General features: G+C 75.0%; 18 protein-coding genes. 6 read left to right on the forward strand and 12 right to left on the reverse strand.

From position 1 onward, the window contains the following. Window positions 1–1040: tetratricopeptide repeat protein (locus tag MNZ29_RS12050; RefSeq protein WP_374110805.1), on the reverse strand; the 1040-nt coding region annotated here is incomplete at its 3' end. Window positions 1041–1109: 69 nt separating this feature from the next. Then, window positions 1110–1745 (reverse strand): excisionase family DNA-binding protein, encoded by a 636-nt coding sequence (locus MNZ29_RS12055; RefSeq protein WP_242338506.1) that lies wholly within the window; start codon window positions 1743–1745, stop codon window positions 1110–1112. Between the two features lie 29 nt (window positions 1746–1774). Between MNZ29_RS12055 and MNZ29_RS12060 the strand changes: the two genes are divergently transcribed. Next, entirely contained in the window at window positions 1775–2587 is an 813-nt protein-coding gene (locus MNZ29_RS12060) for a carbon-nitrogen hydrolase family protein (RefSeq protein ID WP_242338507.1), read from the forward strand. A gap of 41 nt (window positions 2588–2628) precedes the next feature. Here the strand turns inward: MNZ29_RS12060 and MNZ29_RS12065 are convergent, their stop codons facing one another. The 10 genes from MNZ29_RS12065 to uppS form a co-directional block, all read right to left on the reverse strand. Next, complete coding sequence (locus MNZ29_RS12065; RefSeq protein WP_242355380.1) at window positions 2629–3351, reverse strand: MXAN_2562 family outer membrane beta-barrel protein; 723 nt, start codon at window positions 3349–3351, stop codon at window positions 2629–2631. Then, on the reverse strand, window positions 3348–4256 hold the full coding sequence (locus tag MNZ29_RS12070; protein WP_242338511.1) for a fibronectin type III domain-containing protein: 909 nt from the start codon (window positions 4254–4256) through the stop codon (window positions 3348–3350). The genes MNZ29_RS12065 and MNZ29_RS12070 overlap by 4 nt, the downstream gene beginning before the upstream one ends. Before the next feature lie 154 nt (window positions 4257–4410). After that, window positions 4411–5433, reverse strand: a complete 1023-nt coding sequence (locus tag MNZ29_RS12075; RefSeq protein WP_242338513.1) for an aspartate-semialdehyde dehydrogenase — start codon at window positions 5431–5433, stop codon at window positions 4411–4413. 76 nt (window positions 5434–5509) lie between these two features. Beyond that, complete coding sequence (locus tag MNZ29_RS12080; protein WP_242338515.1) at window positions 5510–6412, reverse strand: TIGR01777 family oxidoreductase; 903 nt, start codon at window positions 6410–6412, stop codon at window positions 5510–5512. A 2-nt stretch (window positions 6413–6414) separates the two neighbouring features. Next, the gene (locus MNZ29_RS12085) at window positions 6415–7866 is read right to left on the reverse strand and encodes a site-2 protease family protein (RefSeq protein ID WP_242338517.1); all 1452 of its coding nucleotides are present in this window, start codon (window positions 7864–7866) and stop codon (window positions 6415–6417) included. Window positions 7867–8035: 169 nt separating this feature from the next. Then, a complete protein-coding gene (tsaB, locus tag MNZ29_RS12090) occupies window positions 8036–8791 on the reverse strand; it encodes a tRNA (adenosine(37)-N6)-threonylcarbamoyltransferase complex dimerization subunit type 1 TsaB (protein ID WP_242338519.1) in 756 nt (251 codons plus the stop codon). 10 nt (window positions 8792–8801) lie between these two features. Continuing rightward, the gene (rseP, locus tag MNZ29_RS12095; protein WP_242338521.1) at window positions 8802–10478 is read right to left on the reverse strand and encodes an RIP metalloprotease RseP; all 1677 of its coding nucleotides are present in this window, start codon (window positions 10476–10478) and stop codon (window positions 8802–8804) included. A gap of 105 nt (window positions 10479–10583) precedes the next feature. Beyond that, a complete protein-coding gene (locus tag MNZ29_RS12100) occupies window positions 10584–11741 on the reverse strand; it encodes a 1-deoxy-D-xylulose-5-phosphate reductoisomerase (RefSeq protein ID WP_242355382.1) in 1158 nt (385 codons plus the stop codon). Between the two features lie 45 nt (window positions 11742–11786). Next, complete coding sequence (locus tag MNZ29_RS12105) at window positions 11787–12620, reverse strand: phosphatidate cytidylyltransferase (protein ID WP_242338525.1); 834 nt, start codon at window positions 12618–12620, stop codon at window positions 11787–11789. A 3-nt stretch (window positions 12621–12623) separates the two neighbouring features. After that, window positions 12624–13376, reverse strand: a complete 753-nt coding sequence (uppS, locus tag MNZ29_RS12110) for a polyprenyl diphosphate synthase (RefSeq protein WP_308197062.1) — start codon at window positions 13374–13376, stop codon at window positions 12624–12626. 101 nt (window positions 13377–13477) lie between these two features. Here uppS and MNZ29_RS12115 point away from each other — a divergent pair, with 101 nt between their 5' ends. The 5 genes from MNZ29_RS12115 (at window position 13478) to MNZ29_RS12135 (ending at window position 17219) form a co-directional block, all read left to right on the forward strand. Continuing rightward, entirely contained in the window at window positions 13478–14524 is a 1047-nt protein-coding gene (locus MNZ29_RS12115) for a serine/threonine-protein kinase (protein ID WP_242338527.1), read from the forward strand. Between the two features lie 128 nt (window positions 14525–14652). Continuing rightward, entirely contained in the window at window positions 14653–15075 is a 423-nt protein-coding gene (locus MNZ29_RS12120; RefSeq protein ID WP_242338529.1) for a hypothetical protein, read from the forward strand. A gap of 39 nt (window positions 15076–15114) precedes the next feature. Next, on the forward strand, window positions 15115–15513 hold the full coding sequence (locus MNZ29_RS12125) for a hypothetical protein (RefSeq protein WP_242338531.1): 399 nt from the start codon (window positions 15115–15117) through the stop codon (window positions 15511–15513). Window positions 15514–15638: 125 nt separating this feature from the next. Next, window positions 15639–16322 carry a hypothetical protein gene (locus tag MNZ29_RS12130; RefSeq protein ID WP_242338533.1) on the forward strand — a complete coding sequence of 228 codons (684 nt, stop codon included), beginning with the start codon at window positions 15639–15641 and terminating at the stop codon, window positions 16320–16322. A gap of 12 nt (window positions 16323–16334) precedes the next feature. Then, window positions 16335–17219 carry an ATP-binding protein gene (locus tag MNZ29_RS12135; RefSeq protein WP_242338534.1) on the forward strand — a complete coding sequence of 295 codons (885 nt, stop codon included), beginning with the start codon at window positions 16335–16337 and terminating at the stop codon, window positions 17217–17219. Window positions 17220–17260: the final 41 nt, after the last annotated feature.

The raw sequence follows: 17260 nt of genomic DNA on the forward strand, positions 1-17260 counted from the left end.
GCCGGGGCCGTGATCGCCCTCGCCGCGTCCACCACGCTCGCGTGGCAGTTGGCGCACTGGAGTCCCAAGCCGCCGACGTGGAACGTGTGCTTTCCGGTATCGGGCGGGCTGCCGTGACAGGAGGTGCCGCCCTCGCCGGCGGCGCGGGCGTAGCGCTCGAACCACTCGCGCGCCCGCGCGAGCTCTCCCGCCTGCGCCGCGAGCCTCCCCATCGCCGCGAGCGTCGCGGCGTCGTCCGGCTCCCGGCTCAGGATCGCGAGCCGGTCGTCGCGCGCCTCGCCCGGGCGGCCGAGGGCGTCGTGCGCCGCCGCGAGCAGGCGGAGGGACTCGAGCTCTCCCGGCTCGAGCTGCGCGGCACGGCGGAGGTGGCGCTCGGCGAGCCCCGCCTGGTCCCGGTCGAGCAGCGTCCGGCCGAGCTCGCGGAAACCCGCGCTCGCCTCCTCCGGCGCGCGCGCCGCGAGATCCTCGAGCGTGCGGGTGGCGGCCGCGTCGTCGCCGGTGTCGAGATACAGATCGGAGAGGACCCGCCACGGCGTCGGATCGACCTGCTCGCCGCGCGCCGCGAGCCCAGTCTCGACGCGGATGGCCTGGCGCAGGGCGAGCGTCGCCTCCTCGAGCCGGTCGCGCTCCACGGCGAGCCGCGCGAGGAGGACGTGCGCCTCGGAGGCGGCCCGGCCGGCGTCCCCTGCGCGCTCGACGGCCGCGCGCGCCTCGGTCTCGGCCGCGTCGAACCGCTCGAGCTCGAAGAGGGCGCCGGCGAGCGACACGCGCAGCTCCGGGCTCGCCGCGTCGTAGGCGACCGCGAGCGCCAGCGCGTCGGCCGCCCCCTGCGCGTCGCCGGCTCGCAGCCGCCGGTGTGCGTCCAGGTAGCAGGCGATGGCGCGCGCGGAGGCCCAGCGGCGCCCGCCGCCGTCGGAGCCCTCCGCTTGCCCGGCGCGGGGTGCCGTTTCGCCCGGGCCGGAGGCGGCGAACGCGGTCCCCGCGGTGCTCGCCAGGACGAGCACAGCGGCGACGAGGGCGGGGCGCGCGGCGGCGTTCATGACCGTGAGCAGGCGAGGGAGCGAGCGCTTCAGGAACGGGATCGAGCATAGCGACCCCCTTCCGGCGCATCAATCCGAGAGGGGGCGGCGCGGGGGGCGCCGGGTGCGGGTGGAGGTGGGCGAGCGCCCGCCATCGGCGCCGCGCTTCCCCGCCGGCGCGAGCGCGCTCGCGACGGCGCCCTCCAGCGCGCCGTCCGCGGGCGGAGCAGCCACGACCTCGGCACAGCCCGCCTCGCGCAGCGGCGCGAGCCAGTCGGGGTGCCCGACCGCCACGATCGGCGTCGCGCCGAGCTCGCGATCGGTGCGCAGGGAGCGCAGCACCTCGCCGCCGTCCGCCGCGGGCGCGTGGATGACGAACACGTCCGGCGTGAACCGCGCCGCGGCCGCGCCGGCGGCGAAGCCCGGCGACGCCTGGTCCACCGCGTAGCCGGCCGCCGCGAGCTGCCGCGCCGCGCCCTCGCGCGCCGGCCCGGGCTCGGCGATGACGAGCGCCTTGCGCCGGGCGTGCGCCGCGTCGTCGAGATCCGCAGGCAGCGGCATGCCGTGGCGGATCATGAACGTCGCGAGATCCTCGCGGGCGATGCGCCGGTGTCCACCCGGAGTGCGGTGCGCCTTGAGCCGGCGCGCCTTGATCCAGTTCACCACCGTGGGCAGCGAGACACCGAGGAGGCGGGCGGCCTCGAACGTCGTGTAGTAGCGGTTCATCGCGCCTCGAACATGGTAAGGACATCGACATGGCGCCGTCCGCTTACCTCATGGGCGCGGTCCAGATGACCTCCACCGCCGACCGGGCGCGGAACCTGGAGGTGGCGCTGCGTCTCGTCGAGGACGCGGCCGATCTGGGCGCGCGGCTCGTCGCCCTGCCAGAGAACTTCTCCTACATGGGCCCCGAAGAGGGGCGGATCGCCGGCGCCGAGCCGCTGGAGGGGCCCACGCTCGGCGCGCTCCGCGAGCTGGCCAGGCGGCGCGGGATCTTCGTCGTCGCCGGCTCCATCTCCGAGAAGGTGGACGACCCGCGACGCACGGCGAACACCTCGGCGCTCATCGCCGACGACGGCCAGATCGTCGCCGCGTACCGCAAGATCCACCTCTTCGACGTGAACATCCCCGACGGCGCACGCTACGCCGAGTCGGAGGGCGTCGTGCCGGGGGACAAGGTCGTCATCGCGCCCACGCCGCTCGGGCGGGTCGGCCTCACCATCTGCTACGACCTGCGCTTCCCGGAGCTGTACCGGAAGCTGGCGAGCCTCGGCGCGGAGGTGATCACCATCCCCGCGGCGTTCACGCTCTTCACCGGCAAGGATCACTGGGAGGTGCTCGTGCGCGCGCGCGCGATCGAGAACCTCGCCTACGTCATCGCGCCGGCGCAGGTGGGCCGCCACTCGGCGAACCGCCAGACCTTCGGGAACGCGATGATCGTCGACCCCTGGGGCGTCGTGCTCGCGCGCTGCCCGGACGGCGAGGGCGTGTGCGTCGCGCCGTTCCGGCGGGACCGGCTGGAGAAGGCGCGCCAGGAGCTGCCGGCGCTCAAGCACCGGAAGCTCTAGGTGCGGCGCACGAGGCCTGCCTGCGCCGGGCAGGCTCAACTTCAAAACACCAGCATCAGGCCGCCCTGCAGCGAGACGCCGTCGGTCGAGAGGTTCCAGCTCTTGCCGCTGCCGAAGTCGTCCACCTGGGCGCGGGTGACGTCGAAGAACAGGTACGTGTGGTTCACGCCCGTGTCGTTGTCGAGCTCGCGCGCGAGCCCGGGGTCGAAGGCGTCGAGGAGCAGCGCGGCGCCGCCCGTGACGGACCAGCCGTTCGTCGCACCCTTCTTGGACCAGTCGCCGGTGCCCCCCGTCACCCACCAGTTGTAGCGCTCGAAGGCCGCGCGCCCGTAGAACGACAGCGGCACGAAGCGGTAGTGCTCGGCGAGCCAGTCGAGGCGGAGCGTCACGGTCGCGCTGGTCGGGACGATGGCGAGGGTGGTCTTGTCCGGCGACGGGACGAGGACCGTGGTGCCGTCGGGGTTCGCCTGCTCGATGAGCCCCTTGCCGTTCTTCTGGAAGTACCCGGTCCGCAGCCCGACCTCGATCGCGCCGAGGTCGTTCGCGAAGATCGCCTTGGAGGCGCCGAGGCGGAACATCCAGCCGCTTCCGCCGCCGAGGATCCGCTCGTACGGCCCTGGCCTGGTCGCGAACTCCGAGTCGAGGTCGGGCGTGTAGGTGCCCGCGCCGATCTCGAACGAGCCCCACTTCGGGGAGCGGTCCTGCGCGGCGGCGGGCAGCGCGAGCGCCGCGAGGGCGAGGGCGAGGAGGAGCTTCGCGTTCACTTGCGCCTCCGGAACGCCAGCGCGAGCGCGGCGCCGAGGATGCCGAGCGCGCCGGCGGGGCCGCTCGCGCAGCCGCCCTGCTCCTGCCCGCCGCTCGAGTGGTAGTACTCCCAGAAGTCCTCCACCGGCTGCGGCGTCCCGGTCTTCGGCTCCGACGGCTGGCTCGCGTTGTCCGCCGAGGAGTAAGCAACCACGGTCACCTGGTACTCGACGAGGTTCGTGAGCCCGTCGATCCGGCCGCTGACCCGGCCGGTCTCGTCGAGGATCTTCCCGGACCAGTGATCCCGGGCGTCCTTCGTCGCGTCGGTCGCCACCGCGTGGATCTTGAAGTAGCTCGCGTCGGCCGCGCCGCCCGTGCCGTGATCCCACGAGACGCGCAACCCCTGCTCTCCCGGCTCGACCGTCACGTTGGCCGGGCTCGCGGGAGCCTTCAGGTCGAGCTTCATCGAGCCGTTCGCCGAGGCGCTCGCGTCGGTCTGGCCGGAGGGGACGAAGTGGACGCAGACGTAGATCGTGCGCGCCGTCGTCTCCGCGCAGGAGTAGCCCGTCGCGAGCACGAAGTCGGCGGTCCGGAAGTCGGCGCTCTGCGGGTTGGCGGTGGCGCTGATGTCCTCGCCGATCTGGGCCGCGCGCACGCTGTCCGCCGGGACGTCGCTCGTGTCGCAGAGCTTGACCGCGTTCGTGGTCGTGGAGGTCGGCGCGCGCGAGGACGCGTAGACGCGATAGGTCCCGCCCGCGACGCCGGTGGCCGCCACCGCCCACGAGAGGCTCACGGTCGTCGTGCTCGCGGGATCGCAGTCCGCGGAGCCGAGGAGGTTGTCGGGCGTGAACGTGACCGTGCCCGCCGTCTGGGCGCGGACCAGCGCGGGCAAGGCCAGCGCTGCGAGGAGGAGTGCTCGGCGCATGATGGGCGCCGATTCTGCAACCGGAGCGCCAGGGGGGCAAGGGAACGATCCCCCCCGACTCCCTCGCGATTTCCGGCTCGCTCGAGCCGCGCGGGCGCCGGCGGGGCGCCAAAATGGCAGCGCCCGCGCGGGCGGGCTGACAATTTGGCAGAGGCTAGAGGTGCTGCTCGGCGAGGACCCGCGCGATCTGCAGGGCGTTCGTGGCGGCGCCCTTGCGCGTGTTCTCGACGACCAGGAACAGGTCGAGCCCGCGCGCCTGCGAGCGGTCCTCGCGCAGGCGGCCCACCAGCACGGCGTCCTCGTTCGCCGCGAGCATCGGCATCGGGTAGATGCCCTCCCCCGGCGTGTCCACGACCTTCACGCCCGGCGCGGCCCGCAAGAGCTCCCGCGCCTCGCTCACCCCGAGCTTCTCGCGCGTCGTGACGTTCACCGCGACGGCCTCGCCGTAGAAGACCGGCACCCGCACCGCGGTCGCGGTCAGGCGCAGCTCGGGCGCGCCGAGGACGCGGCGGGCGTCGCGGACGATCCCCTCCTCCTCGTCGGTCGCGCCGCCCTCGCCGAAGGCGCCCACCTGCGGGATCAGGTTGAACGCGAGGCGGTGCGGGAAGCGCGCCGCGGGGTCCGGCTCCTTGAGGCCGAGCAGGTCCCGCGCCTCGCGCTCGAGCTCTGCGACGCCCGCGCGGCCGGCGCCGGAGGCCGGCTCGTACGTCGAGACGACGACCCGCTCGATCCCCGCGGCGCGGAGCGGCGCGAGCGCCAGCGCCACGGCCGTCGCGGTCGGGCCGGGCGTCGCCACCACGCCGCGTGCGCGGAAGGCGGCGATCGCCTCGGCGTTCAGCTCGGCGACGACGAGCGGCACCTCGCCGTCGGCGCGGAACGCGGGCGAGACGTCCACCACGGCGCAGCCCTCCGCCCACGCCCGCGGCGCCCACTCGCGCGCGACCTCGGCCCCGGCGCAGAAGAGCGCGACGTCGCAGCCGCGGAACGCGCCGTCCGCGAGCGGTGCGACGCGCAGGTCGTCGCCCTGGAACTCGACGAGCTCGCCCGCCGAGCGGGGCGAGGCGAACGGGCGGAGCGCCTTCACGGGGAGGTCGAGCTGGTCGAGCGCGTCGAGCGCAGCGCGCCCGACCTCGCCGGTGGCGCCGACGAGGGCGAGGGTCATGGGGAGCTTGGGCACGGCGGTTCTCCTGGGCGCGAGGTTCGGGATGCGGTCGAGGCGGGCGTCGGTGAGGTCGAGGTCGAGGGGGCTGCCCTCAGCTCCCGAGCAGCTCCCTGAGCGCGGCCTCGAGGGTCGGAAAGCGGAAGCGGTAGCCGAGCTCGAGCGCCTTGCGCGGCACCACCCGCTGGCTCCCGAGGACGGCCTCGGCGGCCTCGCCCACCGCGAGCCGCACGGCGACCTCCGGCGCGGCGAGGAAGCTCGGGCGTCCGAGCACCTTGCCGATCGCGCGCGCGAGGTCACGGTTGCGGACCGGCTCGGGCGCGCAGGCCGCGAGCGGCCCCTCGACGCGCGCGTCCTCGAGCGCGAAGCGCACGATCCCGACCTCGTCGGCGAGGTGGATCCAGGGCATCCAGAAGTCGCCCCTCCCGAGCGGCCCGCCCGCGAAGAGGCGGAACGGCCGGACGAGCTTCGGGAGCGCGCCGCCGGCGGGAGAGAGGACGATCCCGGTGCGCAGGAGCACGAGGCGCGCCCGCGCCGCGGCCGGCGTGGCGGCGGCCTCCCACTCGCGGCAGACGTCGGCGAGGAACCCCTCCCCGCCGGAAGAGCCCTCGTCGAGGAGCTCGTCCCCGCGCGAGCCGTACCACCCGACGGCGCTGCCGGAGACGAGCACCCGCGGCCCGCCCGCGCGCACGACGGCGGCGATGCGCTCCGTCGCGCGCACCCGGCTCTCGCGGATGCGCCGCTTCTTCGCGGCGGTCCAGCGCCCCTCGACGATGGGCTCGCCCGCGAGGTTCACGCAGGCGTCGCACGCCGCGAGCGCCTCCTCCCAGCCGCCTCCCTCCGCCGGATCGCCGGTGAGGACGCGCGTACCCGCCGGCAGGATCCGGTCGGCGCCGCGGCTGCGGGACAGCGCGGTGACCGCGTGCCCGGCCTCGAGGAGCGCGCCGCAGAGGGCGCGCCCGATGAGCCCCGTGGCGCCGGTGACGAAGACGTGCATGGTCAGGACAGGATCTGCGCGGCGACGTTCGCCCCCGGCACGTGCGACATGAAGTGCACGAGGGCGAGCAGCCCCGCCGCGAGCGCGGCGTAGCCGACGCCGAAGAGCGCCATCTCGAGCGGCCGGAGCGGCGCGGCCTTCGCGGCCTGCTCCATCCGCTGGAGGTCGCGCACGAAGAACGCCTCGGACGGCGAGCCGAGCGGCGGCCCCGCCACCGCGCGCAGGTAGCGGAACTGCGCGGGCCCGAAGCGCGCGCGCTCGGGCAGGAGCCGCAGCGCCCGCCCGCCCGCGCGCGCCTGCGCCTCCGCGACGAGCTCGAGCGCGCCGAGGAGCGCGATGATCCAGACGAGCTCGTAGCCGAGCGTCGTCCCCACCGCGACCGCGGCGCCGAGGCCCAGGATCGTGAGCGCGACCCCGAGGGTCGAGGAGAACGAGAACGCGAAGGCCTGCATGACGCGCCCGCCGTCGAGCGGGGCGATGGGGAGCAGGTTGAAGAGGTTGATCACCGCCCACCAGGTGGCCACGGCGGCGAACATGGGATCGCGCGTCCAGAGCCAGAGGGCGGCGGGGAGGAGGGCGAACAGGGAGCCCCACAGCGGCCCGTTCAGCGCGACGTACGCCTGCTGGCGGCGCGAGGTGAACGCGTCGTCGGTGACGGCGATCGCCCCGAGGAACGGCACGAAGTACATGCCGCGCACGCTCATGCCGGTCCTCCGCATCGCGTGGACGTGGCCGTACTCGTGGACGAAGAGCTGGACGAGGAGCGCCACCGCGAACTTCCAGGAGAAGAGGACGCCGTAGGTCGCCGCAGAGGCGGCCGCCCAGCCGAGGTTGGCGGTCTTCGCGGCCTTGGCGACCGTCCCGCCCAGCTTGCCGAGGAGGCCGAGCAGGCCCACCCGAGATCGCCGCTCTCCCGCGGCCGGCGCCCCGGTGGGCGCGGGCGCCGCCTCGACGACGGGCGGAGCGAGCAGGGCCGGCGGCAGGACGTGCCACGCCGGAGCGCGCTGGACCACGAGGGCGAGCAGGAGCGGGGCGTCGCGCAGGTCCTCGATCTCGACGTCGGCGCCGTCGAGCCCGCGCACCGCCTCGCACCCGCGCGCGCCGGCGAGGTCGGCGAACGCGAAGGAGCGGCCGCGCGCGTCCGCCACGATGGCGTAGGGCTGCCAGGAGCCGTCGGGGCGCGGGCTCCTCCCGAACCCGAGCCGCAGCTCCTCCCAGCGCGCCGAGAGCCCCGCGTCGCGGCCCTTCACCGCGAGGCCGCCGGCCGTCGCGACGACGCGCAGGCCGGTGAGCTGGCGGAAGGCGAGCGCGAGGGCGGCGGCGACCGCCCCGAACGCGAGCGAGAGCAGGAACGGCGCACCCGCGACGACGCCGAGGACGACGCCGCCGGCGGCGCCGGCGACGAGGGAGAGGAGGACGTTGCGCAGCGCGGGGCGAAAGACGGCGGCTTCCATGGGGGCGTCGGGCGTTTGGCCTTCGCGGCCTGTCGGGACCGGTCTGGGGCGGAGGTGGGAAGATAGCCGAGTCGGGGCGTCCGCGCTCGGCGCGCCGGCGCACCATAGGTCGCGCGCCGCAGGCGCAAGGAGCGAGGACGCCCGCCGCAGGCCGGGATCGTGCGCCGAGTCAGCGATCCGCGCCGGGGCCGAGCCCCTTCGGAAACTTCAGCTCCGCCTCGCTCGGGCGGACGTAGTGCGGCTCGAGCGCGAAGAGCGCCTGCGGGTCGAAGCTCGCGCCGGCGAGCCTCGGTCCGGCGAGCGCGGCGACCGCCGCGGCGGTGGGCGCCGCGATCGCGGTCTCGAGCCGCGCGAGGTGCCCCTCGAGCGCGGCGGCGTACGCCGCGTAGCCCTCGCCGAACGCGGCGGCGCCGGGCACCGTCGCGACGCGCTCGAGCAGCGCCGCCGGGGGAAGGGCCGCCTCGGGCAGCACCGCCTCCACCGCCCCGCCCGCCGCGCGGTAGAAGCCCGCGTAGACCTCGCCCTTCTTCGCGTCGAGGAGCGGCACGAGCACCTCGCCCGGGCGGGCGTCCGCCTCCGCCGCGAGCGCCATCGCCGCGAGGCTCGACACGCCCGCGATCGGGCGGCGGTTCGCGTAGGCGAGCCCCTTCCACGTGGCGAGGCCGATGCGGAGCCCGGTGAACGAGCCCGGCCCGATGCCGATGGCGAAGCCCTCCACGTCGGCGAGGCGGAGCCCCTCCGCGTCGAGGAGCGCGACGAGCGCCCCGGGGAGCCGCCCGCCGTGCCCGCCGGTCGCGCCGGGGGCGGGGCGCGCCGGCGCGTGCTCGGTGCGCTCGCAGCGGACGCGCGGCGCCGCGCCCGGGAGGACGTCCACGAGCGCGACGGAGAGCGTGAGCGTGGCGGTGTCGAGGGCGGCGACGAGCATGCCGCGCTTCTTACCCCACGAGCCGCACGATGTCGTTCTTGAACACGAAGAGCATGAGCGTGAAGAGCAGGACGATCCCCACGATGTTGGCGATCTCCCGCGCCCGGAGGGACAGCGGCCGCCGCGTGACGGCCTCGACGAGCGCCTGCGCGATGTGCCCGCCGTCGAGGACCGGGATCGGCAGGAGGTTCATGAGGCCGAGGTTCACGCTGATGAGGGCCATCTTGAAGAGGAACGACGCCCAGCCCTCCTGCGCCGCCTCGGAGGCGATGGAGAACAGCATGATCGGCCCGCCCACCGTCTTGAAGCTGATCTGGCCGGTGACGATCCGCTGGATGCCGAGCACGGTGAGGCGCACCACCTCGGAGAGCTGGCGCCACGCGAGCCCCGCCATCTCGACGGGGCCGCGCGAGAGCGGGACCTCGTCCACCACGAGCGCGCGCGCGTCCACGAGCGCCCGGCGATCGGGCTGGAACCCGAGCACGAGCCGCTCCTTCCGCTCCTTCGTGAGCTCGTCGACGTAGCTCTCCTTCGCGGGGACGAGCGTGGGGGTGCGGCCGTCGGCGAGGGTGAGCGCCACCGGCTTGCCCACCTGGAACTCGCGGGCGAGCGCGTTCACGTCGCGCATGAACGAGCGCACCGGCTTCCCGTTGATCGCGGCGATGGCGTCGCCGCGGCGCAGCCCGGCCTTGTCGGCGGGGCTGCCGGGGACCACCGCCGCCACGAACGTCGAGAGCGACGGGTCGGCGGGGAGGAACGCCGGGCGGCCGCCGGCGCAGGTGGGGACCGCGTCGAGCTTCACCGGATCGAAGGACGCGAGCGTCGCCCCGGGGAGCTTCTCCGCCCGCTCGCGGACGACCTCGAGCGACACGGGCTTGCACGCGGCGTCGCGGACCGCGTGCTCGAGCTCGCCGAGGTGGCGGACCTTCGTCCCGTTCACCGCGACCACCAGATCGAACGGCTCGAGCGGGCCGGCGGCGCCGGCCGTCGCGGGCGCCACCACCGCGGGGGCGTAGAACGCCGTCACGCCGATGACCCCGCGGCGCGTGGTCTCGATGGGGTTCGCCTCCTCGTCCGCGGCGGGCACGATGGTGACCGGCCCGACGGGAGCTCCGTCGCGCTCGACGCGGAACGTGAGCGGCTCCCCCGCGTGCGGCGACACGAGGTCGCGCAGGTCGCCGAAGTAGCGCACCGGCGCGGGCGCCGTGCCGGGCGCCTGGACGGAGAGGATCCGGTCCCCGGCGCGCAGCCCTGCCTCCGCGGCGGGCGAGCCGGGGGCCACGGTGCCGACCACCGGGCCCGCGGTGGGCTCGCCGTTCTGCCCGATCATGAGGGCGAAGTAGATGAGGCCGGGGAAGACGAGGTTCATCGCCGGCCCGGCGAACGCGATGAGGAGCCGCTTCCAGGGCGGCTGCTCGAGGAAGCCGCGGCCGCGATCCTCCGGCGCGAGCTCCTCGCTCGGATCGTCGCCCGCCATCTTCACGTAGCCGCCGAGCGGAAGGAGCGAGATGCGGTACTCGGTCTCGCCGCGCCTGAACCCGAACAGGCGGGTCCCGAACCCGATGGAGAAGCGGACGACCTTCACCCCGAGCGCCTTGGCCACGAGGAAGTGGCCCAGCTCGTGGACGAAGATGAGCCCGCCCAGCAGGAGGACGATCGATCCAGCTTTGAGGAGGAGATCCGGCATGTCACTCCCATCGTACCGGGCGGCCGGGCGATTCGCCCGGACCCGTGCCGAAACTTTGGTCGCCTTGATGGAGCCAGGAAGGCGCGGCGGGGGGCGCGGAGACGGCTAACCCCCCGCGCGGGCGACGCGCTTCTCCGCCTCGCGGCGCCCCCAGTCGCTCGCGGCGAGCGCCTGCTCGACGCTCCTGACGGGCTCGACGGCGTGGGCCTCGAGGACGGAGGCGCAGATGTCGGCGATGTCGGGAAAGCGGCACCGTCGGGTGAGGAACGCGGCGACCGCAGCCTCGTCCGCCCCGGACAGCACCGCGGGGGCGGTGCCGCCCAGCTCGAGGGCGCGGTACGCGAGCATGAACGCCGGGAAGCGCGCCGGGTCGGGCTGCTCGAAGGTCAGCTTGCCCAGGCGGGCGAGGTCGAGCGGCGGGAGGTCGAGTGGCAGCCGCTCCGGGTGGGCCATGGCGTAGCTGATGGGGCCGCGCATGTCCGACACGCCGAGCTGCGCGACCATCGAGCCGTCGATGTACTCCACCATCGAGTGCACTATCGACTCGGGGTGAACGACGATGTCGATGCGGCGCGGCTCCACGCCGAACAGCCAGCGCGCCTCGATCACCTCGAGCCCCTTGTTCATCAGGGTCGCCGAGTCGATGGTGATCTTGTCCCCCATCGACCAGTTCGGGTGCTTGAGCGCGCGCTCCGGGCCCACGTCGGCGAGCTCGGCGGCGGGCACCAGGCGGAGCGGACCGCCCGAGGCGGTGAGGATGAGGCGGCGCACCTCGCGCCGGTTGTGGCCGGCGAGCGACTGGTAGATGGCGCTGTGCTCGGAGTCCACCGGCAGGATGGGCACGCCGCGCGCCGCGGCGCGCGCGGTGAGCAGCTCGCCCGCGAGCACGAGCGACTCCTTGTTCGCGAGGCCGACCGGCTTCCCCGCCTCGATGGCCGCGGCGGTGGAGCGGAGGCCCGCGCCGCCGGAGATCGCCGCGAGCACGAAGTCCACGTCCGGGTGCGAGGCGACCGCGACCGCCCCCGCCTCGCCGACGAGCACCTCGGTGCCGGGCGGCGCGAGCTCGCGCACCTCGCGCGCGGCCGCCGCGTCCGCGACGGACACGAGCCGCGGGCGGAAGCGCCGGACCTGCTCGGCGAGCCGGGCCGCGTTGCGCCCCGCGGCGAGGCCGACCACCTGGAAGCGGTCGGGGAAACGGCCGACGACGTCGAGCGCCTGCACGCCGATGGAGCCGGTGGAGCCGAGGATCGCGACGCGCTTCACGGGGCGAATCTCTATCACGGGCAGGCGAGGCGCGACCGGACGGCCCTACCGGAGGTACGCCGCGCAGACGTACACCCACGGCGCGACGAACAGGAGCGCGTCGATGCGGTCGAGCAGCCCGCCGTGGCCTGGGATGATCTTGCCGGAGTCCTTCACCCCCGCCGCGCGCTTCACCATCGACTCGGCCAGGTCGCCGAGCGGTCCGAGCACCGCCCCGCCGATCCCCACCGCGATCGCCAGCCCCACCGGGAGCTCGTCCGACAGGAGGAGCGCGCGCGTGACGAGCGCGCCCACGACGCTGCCCACCGCCCCGCCGGCGAAGCCCTCCCACGTCTTCTTGGGCGAGATCCGCTCGAGCAGCTTGTGCCGGCCGAGCGCGTGCCCGGTGAAGTAGGCGAAGGTGTCGTTGCCCCACGTCACCACGAACGCGAGGATCACCCAGCCCACGTCGAACCGGAGCCGGAGCCCGACGAGCGAGGCGATGAGCACGCCGCAGTAGAGCCAGGAGAGCGTGACGATCGCGATCGCGCGCGGGATCTCCTCGAGCGGCGAGCGCCGGAAGAGGGAGAACACGAACAGGGAGACGGTCGCGCCGGCGAGCGCGAGCCCCGACCACCCGGGCAGCAGGTTGCCGCTCGGCTCCCACGCGGCGACGAACGGGATCGCGCCCGCGATCGCGACGCCGAACAGCTCGGTCGCGCCCACGGTGCCGAACATCACGACGAGCTCGTACGCCGCGATGGCGGCGGCGGCGCCGGCCAGCACCGCGAACGGGAAGCCGCCGACGTAGGTGAGCCACACCGCGAGCGGGAACAGCACCACCGCCGAGGCGACGCGGAGCACGAGGTTCTGCCGGTTCTTCTGGTCGAACGCGGGCATTCGCTAGGTGCGGGGGCCGAGCTGCGCGCCGGTGAGCCCGAAGCGGCGCTCGCGCCCCTGGAAATCCTCGATGGCGCGGAAGAGCTCGCGATCGCGGAAGTCCGGCCAGAGGACGTCCGAGAAGTGGAGCTCCGCGTAGGCGCACTGCCAGAGGAGGAAGTTCGAGATGCGCCGCTCCCCGCTCGTGCGAACGAGCAGATCGAGCTCCGGGAGGCCGGCGGTCCAGAGCGCCGCCTCGATGTCGTCCGCCTCGAGCGCCGCGCCCTTCGCCGCCGCGGCCCGGCGTGCGGCCTGCACGAGCTCCTGCCGGCCGCCGTAGGAGAGCGCGAGCGTGAGGGTCATCGCCGCGTTGCTGGCGGTCTCGGCGCGCACCACCGCGAGCTTCTCGCGCACGACGTCGGGCAGACGGTCCAGCTCGCCGATGGCGTTCAGCCGGATGCCGTTCGCCATCATCTCGCCGCGCTCGGACTCGAGGAACTCGGCGAGCAGCGACATGAGCGCCCCCACCTCCTCGTCCGGGCGCGCCCAGTTCTCGGCGCTGAAGGCGTAGAGGGTGAGCGCCTCGACGCCGATGCGCCGCGCGGCGCGCGTCACCGCCCGCACCGACTCGGAGCCCTCGCGGTGGCCGAGCACGCGCGGGAGTCCCCGCGCCTCCGCCCACCGCCCGTTCCCGTCCATGATGATGGCCACGTGGCGCGGCACGGGTCTCGCCCGCACGCGTGCCTCGAGCTCTTCGACGGGGGTCTCGCCGGTCACGCGCGGCTCATAGCACGGGTCGCCGGGCGGCCGCGAGCCCGAACGTCAGTCAGGGCGCGGGTTTGACCCATTCCGCGAGGGTTGGCGTATGCTCGATTCCCGTGCCCCCCCGCCGCGTCGGCCCGTACGAGATCCTGTCCGTCATCGGGCGCGGTGGGGTCGGGACGGTCTACCGCGGCCGGCACACCGGGACCGGTCACCTCGCCGCGGTCAAGGTGCTCGGCGGCGCCGCCGCGGCCGACCCGACCGCGGCCCGGAGGCTCGCGCGCGAGTACGAGGTGCTCCGCGCGCTCGATCACCCGAACGTCGTGCGGGTGTACGACGCGGGATTCTCCGAGGGGTGCTCGTACCTCGCGATGGAGCTCGTCCTGGGGCTCCACCTGCGCGCGTACCTCTCCCCCGCCCTCGACGCGCCCCCCACTCCGGCGCCGCCCGGCGACTCCGCCTCGGCCGCCGAATCCGACGACGAGACCGAGTCGGGCGCTTCCGGCCCCTTCCCCGACGCGCGCGCCGCCCTGGCCGCCATGCTCGACGAGCCCGCGACGGAGACGGATTGGCCCAACCCGGCCGATCCCTCGTCGAGCGGCGGGTGCGGGCTCGCGCCCCCCTCGCCGGAGCTCCTCGTCGCGCTCAACCGTCCGGGCCGCGTGGAGCGGCTCCGCTCCGCCCTGGCGCAGGTCGCGGACGCCCTCGCGTACGTGCACGGAGAAGGGCTCGTGCACCGGGACCTGAAGCCGACGAACGTCATGATCGACGACGCGCGGGTCGCCCGGCTCATGGACTTCGGGCTCGTGAAGACCGCGGCGGCCGACCCGGAGGAGGCGCTCACCGCGGTGGGCCGCGTGGTCGGCACGTACCGCTACATGTCTCCCGAGCAGGCTCAGGGCGAGCCGGTGGACGCGCGCAGCGACCTCTACAGCCTCGGCGTCATCCTGTTCGAGCTGCTCGCGGGTGTCCCGCCGTTCGTCTCGAGCGATCCCGTCGCGCTCTGGCGCGAGATCCTCCACGCGGCCCCCCCCGCGCTGCTCTGCGTGAACCCCGGCGCCGACCCGCGGCTCGCCCGGCTCGCGGAGCGCCTCCTCGAGAAGGACCCCGGCCGCCGGCCGCCGACGGCGGCAGAGGTCGCGCGGGAGCTCCGGGGTCGCTGACCGCCGGACGGGCCCCCTCGTTACCTCCACGCCCTCCGGGCGACCACTCCGGCGGCGCGCGGGCGGCGCGCGCCGGAGCTAGGGCCTTCGCGGCGGGCACGTGTCCGCGCGGAGATGCGGAGATGACGATGCGTGATCGTTCGCGGGCTGCGGGTGGCTTCGGGAGACGCAGGCTCCTCACGGCCGGGCTCGGCGCGCTCGGCGTGGCGGGCGTGGGCGGGGGACTCGGGGGTGCTGCGCGCGCGGCGGCGCCGCGCGGCGGCCGAGACGTGCTCGCCGCGCCGGTGGGCGGCTCGAGCGAGCCGTCGGCGATCCCGTGGCTCGACAAGAACGGCAGCCACAACCAGTCGCCCGGTCCCGGGATGGACCCGTCGAACATCTTCCACTTCAAGGGTCGCATCGCGCGCGCGAACGACTTCGAGGGCACGGGCAAGGACGGGCAAGGAAACCCGCTCGTGTGGGGCGCCCCCTCCACCGACTTCTCCTTCATCGACGCGACCTACTGGCCCACGACCCGGATCGAGCGCAGAGGCCTCTTCGCGCACCTCTGACTGACGCTGTTCCGGGGGTCGGCGACCCCCGCCAGCAAGGTGCACGACTTCCATCCCGCCATCCGGCCGAACGGGCTCTACTGGATCGCGGACGTCCCGCCCGGCGCGCTCGTCGTCTCCGGGGACGGGCGCAAGGCGACCCTGCGGCTCACCGGGCTCGCCGTCATCGACCAGCCGCGCTGGCCCGAGCCGGACGCCGACGCGCGCCGGGCGCGCCTCGACGTCACCGTCGTCTGGACGGCGACCGACGAGCCCGTCACCATCGACGACCCCGCGAAGCAGTTCCGGTTCAAGGGCTGGAAGGCCACGGCGCAGGCGGAGGCGCGCGTCGAGGTGCCGTCGCTCGGCTTCACCTGGCGCTCGGACCCGCTCGCCACCTCGCGCGCGAAGTTCGGCGTCATCGGCGAGGAGGCGAACGGGCGCTATTACGGCGCGTGATTTCGGCGGCGGGCCGGCGGCCCGTGTCGCACCTCGCGGTTCGCACGGCCGGGCGCCGAAGCGGCGCGGCGGCGCCGGGGAGGACGCCGCGCCCGTCGTACCCGCCGCGTATCCTCCGCTCCGCCGTGTCGGACCTCCCCGCCTCCGCGCTCGACTACGCCGCCGTGGTCTCCGAGTACTTCCTCGGGCTGCGCGGCGCGGGGCTCATGCTGTCGCCGCTCGACGAGGAGCTCGTCTGCGAGTGGGAGCGGCGCGGCATCCCGGTCGCCGTCGTCTGCCGGGGCATCCGCCGCGGGCTCGAGCAGCAGCAGGAGGGCGGCGCCCGGCCGCCTCGCTCGCTGCGGGCGCTCAGGCTCGCCGTCGACGACGAGTGGCGCGACTACCGCAGCGGCCGGGTGGGCGACGCGCCGCCGGGACCGGCGGGAGAGGAGCCGGTCGCCGCGTCACGCCTCCGCGCCGCGCGCACGCTCCTCACCGAGGCCGGACGTTCCGCGCCGCCCGCGCTGCGGGAGGGCTATCGCGCCGCGTGGCGCGCGCTCGAGCCGGCCCTGGCCCTGGCGGCGGCCGGCGAGACGTCCCCGCTCGCGCGGCTCGACGCCGCGCTGGCCGAAGCCGACGCCCGCATCCTCTCCGCCTGGCTCACCTCGCTCGAGCCGCCGGTGCGCGCGGCCCTGGGGCCCCGCGTGCGCCTGCTCGCCGGCCCGCGCACGCGTTCGGCGAGCCGCGCCGCCTATCGCGACGCGCTCCGGGCCCACGTCTCCGACGCGGCGCGGGCGGCGGGGGTCACGTGCCTCCGCGGTTCGGTGTAGACTCCCGCCCCCATGCCAGACCCCGGGACGACCTCCTGCTCCGACTGCGGCGGCGGCGGCTACGTCGTGGAGCAGGTGCTCGGGCAGCCCGCGCGGGCCCGGCGCTGCACGTGCCAGTCCGCCTGCCCTCGCTGCGGCGAGACCGGCTACACCCTCGTGCCGTCGGGCGGGTCGATGGTCGCGCAGGTCTGTTCGTGCCGGCACCTGGACGAGCGGATCGGGGTGTTCAACCAGATCGGCATCCCCGCCGCCGTCGCGAAGGCCTCGTTCGACGGGTTCAAGAGCTGGTCGCCGGACCACGCCAAGGCGAAGGCGGTCGCCGAGGACTTCGCGCGCAAGTTCCGCAAGGACGCGCCGACGAAAGGCTACCTCCTCTACGGTCGCCCGGGCGCGGGCAAGACGCACCTCCTCGTCGCGACGCTCCGCTACCTCGCGCTCGAGAAGGGCGTCGCCGGGCGGTACGTCGAGTTCATGCTGCTGCTCTCCGACATCCGCTCCGGCTTCGACGCGAACCGCGGCCACATGGAGATCCTGCGGCCGCTCCTCTCCGTCCCGGTGCTCGCCATCGACGAGCTCGGCAAGGAGCGCGGCACCGAGTGGGAGCGCTCGATGCTGGACGAGCTCATCAGCCGGCGCTTCAACTCCGGCCTCGCGACGCTGTTCGCGACGAACTACTTCCTCGAGGCGCGCGCCCCCGCCGAGGAGCCGGGGCGCGTCGTGCGCACCCGCTCGCCCGAGTTCCAGCGCGACGCCGAGGCGATGACGCTCGCCCAGCGGGTGGGCGATCGCATCTACTCGCGGCTCAACGAGATGTGCAGCTTCGTGAAGCTCGACCCCGGCCACGACCTCCGCAAGGACCGGCACGGCGCCGGGAGCGGCGGGTTCTGGGGGTCGTGAGGGGCGGAGGAGCCGCCGCGCGGCGCCCGCGCGAGGCCGCG

It is taken from the genome of Anaeromyxobacter sp. SG64 (genome assembly GCF_022690745.1).
In the GTDB taxonomy this organism is placed as follows: Bacteria; Myxococcota; Myxococcia; order Myxococcales; family Anaeromyxobacteraceae; genus Anaeromyxobacter; species Anaeromyxobacter soli.

Coding starts and splice junctions, on each gene's coding strand:
- MNZ29_RS12055 (WP_242338506.1), bottom strand. CDS start 1,745: ATGAACCGCTACTACACGACGTTCGAGGCCGCCCGCCTCCTCGGTGTC.
- MNZ29_RS12060 (WP_242338507.1), top strand. CDS start 1,775: ATGGCGCCGTCCGCTTACCTCATGGGCGCGGTCCAGATGACCTCCACC.
- MNZ29_RS12070 (WP_242338511.1), bottom strand. CDS start 4,256: ATGCGCCGAGCACTCCTCCTCGCAGCGCTGGCCTTGCCCGCGCTGGTC.
- MNZ29_RS12080 (WP_242338515.1), bottom strand. CDS start 6,412: ATGCACGTCTTCGTCACCGGCGCCACGGGGCTCATCGGGCGCGCCCTC.
- MNZ29_RS12085 (WP_242338517.1), bottom strand. CDS start 7,866: ATGGAAGCCGCCGTCTTTCGCCCCGCGCTGCGCAACGTCCTCCTCTCC.
- tsaB (WP_242338519.1), bottom strand. CDS start 8,791: ATGCTCGTCGCCGCCCTCGACACCGCCACGCTCACGCTCTCCGTCGCG.
- rseP (WP_242338521.1), bottom strand. CDS start 10,478: ATGCCGGATCTCCTCCTCAAAGCTGGATCGATCGTCCTCCTGCTGGGC.
- MNZ29_RS12105 (WP_242338525.1), bottom strand. CDS start 12,620: ATGCCCGCGTTCGACCAGAAGAACCGGCAGAACCTCGTGCTCCGCGTC.
- MNZ29_RS12120 (WP_242338529.1), top strand. CDS start 14,653: ATGCGTGATCGTTCGCGGGCTGCGGGTGGCTTCGGGAGACGCAGGCTC.
- MNZ29_RS12135 (WP_242338534.1), top strand. CDS start 16,335: ATGCCAGACCCCGGGACGACCTCCTGCTCCGACTGCGGCGGCGGCGGC.